The 5,400-nt window shown below is 68.6% G+C and carries 5 protein-coding genes; 2 read left to right on the top strand and 3 right to left on the bottom strand.

The annotated features are described in order from the left end of the window. Nucleotides 1–1,183: cysteine--tRNA ligase (gene cysS / locus J5F18_RS11320; protein WP_346302219.1), on the bottom strand; the 1,183-nt coding region annotated here is incomplete at its 3' end. A gap of 14 nt (nt 1,184–1,197) precedes the next feature. Further along, nucleotides 1,198–2,907, bottom strand: coding sequence for a glutamine--tRNA ligase/YqeY domain fusion protein (locus tag J5F18_RS11315; protein ID WP_346298736.1), 1,710 nt, complete (start codon nt 2,905–2,907; stop codon nt 1,198–1,200). A gap of 305 nt (nt 2,908–3,212) precedes the next feature. Between J5F18_RS11315 and J5F18_RS11310 the strand changes: the two genes are divergently transcribed. Together J5F18_RS11310 and lpxH are read left to right on the top strand one after the other, a co-directional pair. Further along, nucleotides 3,213–3,710: a peptidylprolyl isomerase gene (locus J5F18_RS11310; RefSeq protein WP_346298735.1), complete on the top strand. Its 498-nt coding sequence runs from the start codon at nt 3,213–3,215 to the stop codon at nt 3,708–3,710. Next, nucleotides 3,710–4,474 (top strand): UDP-2,3-diacylglucosamine diphosphatase, encoded by a 765-nt coding sequence (lpxH, locus tag J5F18_RS11305; RefSeq protein WP_346298734.1) that lies wholly within the window; start codon nt 3,710–3,712, stop codon nt 4,472–4,474. Before J5F18_RS11310 ends, lpxH begins: the two co-directional genes overlap by 1 nt. A 6-nt stretch (nt 4,475–4,480) precedes the next feature. Here the strand turns inward: lpxH and J5F18_RS11300 are convergent. After that, nucleotides 4,481–5,400 (bottom strand): GTP-binding protein (locus J5F18_RS11300; protein ID WP_346298733.1); only part of this gene is annotated, 920 nt, incomplete at its 5' end.

The following is a 5,400-nucleotide window of genomic DNA, read 5'->3' as shown; positions in this document are numbered from 1 at the left end:
GCCGGAGCTCGGCGGCCAGGGCCGGCGCCTGCTCGGGAGACTCCTTCCGGGCACGGTTGAGTTCACGTACCAGCTCGAAGAGCACCGAGAGCGCCTCGGGGGTGTTGAAGTCGTCGTCCATGGCGGCGGTAAGGCGCGCCTCGAACCGAGGGTCCACCCGCCCGGCCCCCGGCTCGCCCCCCACCGCCGGGGCCGACCCTTCGAGTGCCAGTCCTTCGAGTGAATTGTAGAAGCGCTCGAGCGAGCGGCGCGCCTCGGCCAGGGACTCCGGCGCATAGTTGATCGCGCTGCGGTAGTGGCTGGCCACCAGCAGGTAGCGCACCACCTCCGGGTCGTGGTGCGCGAGCACCTCGCGGATGGTGAAGAAGTTGCCCAGGGACTTGGACATCTTCTCCTGGTTCACCCGCACCGCCCCGGCGTGCATCCAGGTGTTGACGAAGGGCTTGCCGTTGGCCGCCTCGCTCTGGGCGATCTCGTTCTCATGGTGGGGGAAGGTCAGGTCCGGCCCGCCGCCGTGGATATCGAAGGTCTCGCCCAGGCAGCACTTGGACATGGCCGAGCACTCGATATGCCAGCCGGGGCGCCCCTCGCCCCAGGGCGAGGGCCAGCTCGCCTCGCCGGGCTTGGCGGCCTTCCACAGCACGAAGTCCAGCGGGTCCTCCTTGTGCTCGTCCACCTCGATACGGGCGCCGGCGCGCATCTCGTCCGGGTCGCGATTGTTGAGCTTGCCGTAGCCCTCGAAGCGGCGCACCCGGTAGTAGACGTCACCGTTGTCCGCCGCGTAGGCGTAGCCCTTACTGATCAGCGTCGCGATCATCGCGAGGATATCGTCGATATGCCGGGTCGCCCGCGGCTCCTGGTCCGGCGGCAGCACGGACAGGCGCGCCTCGTCCTCGTGCATGGCGGCGATCATCCGCTCGGTGAGCGAGGCGATGCTCTCGCCGTTCTCGTCGGCGCGCCGAAGGATCTTGTCGTCGATATCGGTGACGTTGCGCACGTAGGTGACGTCGTAGCCGCGGTGGCGCAGGTAGCGGGTGATGACGTCGAAGGCCACCATCACCCGGGCGTGGCCCAGGTGGCAGTAGTCGTAGACGGTCATGCCGCACACGTACATGCGTACCTTGCCGGGCTCGATGGGCGTGAAGACCTCCTTGCGGCGGGTCAGCGTGTTGTAGATCTGCAGCGCGTTGCTCACGGTCACCCCTTCTTCTGCGCGTCTTTCTTCTGGGACTCTTTCTTCTGCACCTTGGCCCAGCTGTCCTTGAGGCCCACGGTGCGGTTGAAGACCCGCTTGCCCTCGGCGGCCGCATGGCGATCGGCGCAGAAGTAGCCGACGCGTTCGAACTGGAAGCGGCTCTCCGGGGCGACCTCGGCGAGGCTCGGCTCGCCAATGGCCTGGCAGACCACCAGGGACTCGGGGTTGAGGTGGTCGAGGAAGTCGGCGTCCCGGTCGCGGTCGGGCTGCTCCTCCAGGAAGAGGTTGTCGTAGAGGCGCACCTCCAGGGGCACGCCGTGCGCGGCGCTGACCCAGTGGATCACCCCCTTCACCTTGCGCCCTTCGGGGTTCCTGCCCAGGGTGTCGAAGTCCACCGAGCAGCGCAGCTCGGCGATCTCGCCGGCGTCGTCCTTGACCACCTCGTCGCAGCGGATCACATAGCTGTTGCGCAGGCGCACCTCCTGGCCGGGGGCCAGGCGGAAGAACTTCTTCGGCGGCTCCTCCATAAAGTCATCCCGGTCGATGTAGAGCTCCCGGGTGAAGGGAATCCGCCGCACGCCCAGGTCGTCCCGGGCCGGGTGGCCGGGCACCTCGTAGGCCTCCTCATGGCCCTCCGGCACGTTGGTCAACACCACCTTGAGCGGTTTCAGCACGCACATGGCCCGCGGGGCGCTGTCCTCGAGATCGGCGCGGATGGCGTGGTAGAGCATGGCGATATCCACCAGGCCGCCGTCGGCGCGGGTCACCCCGATCATCTCGCAGAACCGGCGGATCGAGGCCGGCGTATAGCCGCGGCGCCGCAGCCCGGAGATGGTCGGCAGGCGCGGGTCGTCCCAGCCGTCGACGATGCCCTCGTCCACCAGCAGCCTGAGCTTGCGCTTGGAGGTCAGGGTGTAGTTCAGGTTGAGGCGGGCGAACTCGATCTGGCGGGGCCTGGCCGGCACCGGCAGCTGCTCCAGGAACCACTCGTAGAGGGGGCGATGGTCCTCGAACTCCAGGGTGCAGATGGAGTGGGTGATCCCCTCGATGGCGTCCGACTGGCCATGGGTGAAGTCGTAGGAGGGGTAGATCTTCCACTTGTCGCCGGTCTGGTGATGGTGGGCGTGCCGGATGCGGTAGAGGATCGGGTCGCGCAGGTTGATGTTGGGCGCGGCCATGTCGATCTTCGCCCGCAGCACCTTCTCGCCCTCGGCGAACTCGCCGCCGCGCATGCGCTCGAGCAGGTCGAGGTTCTCCTCGGCGGCGCGTACGCGGTAGGGGCTCGGCCGGCCCGGCTCGGTCAGGGTACCGCGGTACTCGCGGATCTCCTCGGCCGAGAGGTCATCGACGTAGGCCTTGCCCTCGCGGACCAGGTGCTGGGCCCAGGCGTAGAGCTGGTCGAAGTAGTCGGAGGCGAAGCGCACCGGGCCCGCCCACTCGAAGCCCAGCCAGCTGACGTCCTCCTTGATGGCGTCGATGTAGGCCTGTTCTTCCTTGGCGGGGTTGGTGTCATCGAAGCGCAGGTGACAGTCACCACCGAACTGCTCGGCGAGCCCGAAGTTGAGACAGATCGACTTGGCGTGGCCGATATGCAGGAAGCCGTTGGGCTCCGGCGGGAAGCGGGTCACGATCTTGCCGGTGCGGCCGGCCTCGATCTCGTCGCGGATCTGGTTGCGAATGAAATTCGGCGCGCTGGTGGTGTCGGTGGTCATGGTTGGAAGAACAACCTCTGGTTGGGGTGCGGTCCGGGGCCGTTGACAATGGCCTTCACTGCTCGGTGCTGTTCCGGCGACAAGCCTGCGAGGAGGCGCTGTGAACCCCTCCCTGGGCGCTACTTTTGCCTTCCCTGGCAAAAGACCTCCTCTTCGGCTTGCCCCCGGCGCCCCTCGCCGCAGGTGCAAGCCGCCGACCTGAGACGCCCGAGCTTGCTTCGCGCAGCGAGGCAAAACCGCTATTATAGCGCCACGCCCATGGGCAACGCCAAGGCAGCGCCCCTTTATTGCACAGGAGCTTAGCGATGATCATTCTGCAGACAAATTACGGCGACATCCACGTCGAGCTCGATCACGAAAAGGCCCCGAAGACCGCGGCCAACTTCGAGCAGTATGTGCGCGACGGCTTCTACGACGGCACCCTGTTCCACCGTGTGATCGACGGCTTCATGATCCAGGGCGGCGGCTTCGACGAAGATTTCAACCAGAAGCCCACCCGCGACCCGATCGACAACGAGGCCGACAACAGCCTGCAGAACGAGGCCGGCACCCTGGCCATGGCACGCACCCAGGACCCCCACTCCGCCACCGCCCAGTTCTTCATCAATGTGGCCGACAACGCCTTCCTGAACCATAGCGGCAAGTCCATCCAGGGCTGGGGCTACTGCGTGTTCGGCCGGGTGGTCGAGGGCATGGAGGTGGTCGAGAAGATCAAGGGTGTCACCACCGCCCGCCGCGGCATGCACGCCGACGTGCCCGCGGAAGACGTGGTGATCCAGAAGGCCTTCGTCAAGGAGGCCTGATGGCCACCCTGCTGATTTCCGACCTGCACCTGCACCCCGGCACCCCCGAGATCACCGAGGGCTTCCTGCGTTGGCTCGAGGAGCGCGCCTGCGGCTGTGAGGCGCTCTATATCCTGGGCGACTTCTTCGAGGCGTGGATCGGCGACGACCTGCTCGACCTTGCCGGCCAGGACCCCAGCGGCCATGCCGACCTGTCGGCGCGGGTCGCCGTGGCGCTGCGCCGCCTGGCCGATGACGGCACCGCCCTCTACCTGATGCACGGCAACCGCGACTTCCTGCTCGGGGAGCGCTTCGCCAGGGAGGCCGGCGCCACCCTGCTGCCCGACCCCAGCGTGGTGGAGCTCGGCGGCCGGCCCCTGCTGCTGATGCACGGCGACAGCCTGTGCACCCGGGATACGGCCTACCAGGCCTTCCGCGCCCAGGCGCGGGATCCCCAGTGGCAGGCCCAGGTGCTGGCGATGCCGATCGTCGAGCGCATCGCCCTGGCCGCCAAGCTCCGCGAGCAGTCCGGGGAGGCGACCTCCAACAAGGCCGAGGCGATCATGGACGTCACGCCCGATGAGGTGGTGCGGGTGATGACCGAACATGGCGTTTCTACCCTGATCCACGGCCATACCCACCGCCCCGCCGTGCATGAGCTGGAGGTCGACGGCCGGCCGGCGCGGCGTATCGTGCTGGGTGACTGGCAACCCGGCCAGGGCTGGGAGGTCGTGATCGACGACGGCGGCGAGCCGCAGCTGCGCGACGTTACCCTAGGCCAGTGAGTTACCCTAGGCCGTTGAGGGAGACTCCAGCCGGCAGGCGTCGAGGCCCGCTTCCAGCGGCTCGGCGTCCGGCAGGTGTCCCGCCTCGCCGATCACCTCCAGCCGCGAGTCACGCCGCCAGGCGCTGTCGCAGAGGCTGACCGCCCCCGCCGCGCGGTTATAGAGCTGCCAGCCCGCCTCGGTGTGGAAGACCCCCTTGACCCGCAGCCGGGCCGGCAGCTCGCCCAGCACCAGGCTCAGCCGATCCAGGTCGAAGGTATCGTCCGGGTGCCAGCGCCACCCCAGGGTGGCATGGCCCAGCGCCTCGCCCGCTTCGCGCCGCGGCCGGCCCGGCTCCGGCCGCGGGGCGACCAACTCGTCCAGCTCGAGTACGCCGCCCGCCGCCTCGCGCAGGCGACGATGGGCAGCGCTGTCGGCCACCGGCCGCGAAGCCTCTGCGGTCCCCCCACCCAGCAGCCGTGACAGCGGCAGCTCGCCGTGCGGCGCCTCGACCACCCAGCGCTTGGCGGGCCAGAGGCCGGCGAGCCAGGCCTGCGCCTCGGCCCGCTGCGCCGGCGTGGCCAGGTCGGTCATGGTCAGGGCCACCCCGTCGGCCATGGTGAGCTGATCGCGGAAGGTCTCGTGCTCGCGCACCCGCGGCTCCTCGAGCCGGCGGGGATCCAGCACGGCGACGATCTCTTCCGGCGTCAGCACCCCCGCGAAGGCCTCGCTTCGCAGCACCTCCAGCAGCCCCGCGGGATGGCCCAGCCCCGAGGGTTCGATGATCAGGCGGTCGGGCCGGTGACGGTGCAGCAGGTTGACCAGGGTGGCCTGCATCACGAAGGCCAGCTGACAGCACAGGCAGCCCCCCGGCAGGCCCTTGACGATCAGGTCGTCGCGCGCCTCGAACATCGCCTGATCGATGCCGACCTGGCCGAACTCGTTGA

The sequence above is a fragment of the Halomonas sp. BM-2019 genome (assembly GCF_017584085.1).
This window is presented reverse-complemented; position numbering and strand designations above follow the sequence as displayed.

Bases quoted from the DNA above. Each gene is read 5' to 3' on its own strand.
- J5F18_RS11315 (WP_346298736.1), bottom strand. From the start codon at position 2,907: ATGACCACCGACACCACCAGCGCGCCGAATTTCATTCGCAACCAGATC.
- J5F18_RS11310 (WP_346298735.1), top strand. From the start codon at position 3,213: ATGATCATTCTGCAGACAAATTACGGCGACATCCACGTCGAGCTCGAT.
- lpxH (WP_346298734.1), top strand. From the start codon at position 3,710: ATGGCCACCCTGCTGATTTCCGACCTGCACCTGCACCCCGGCACCCCC.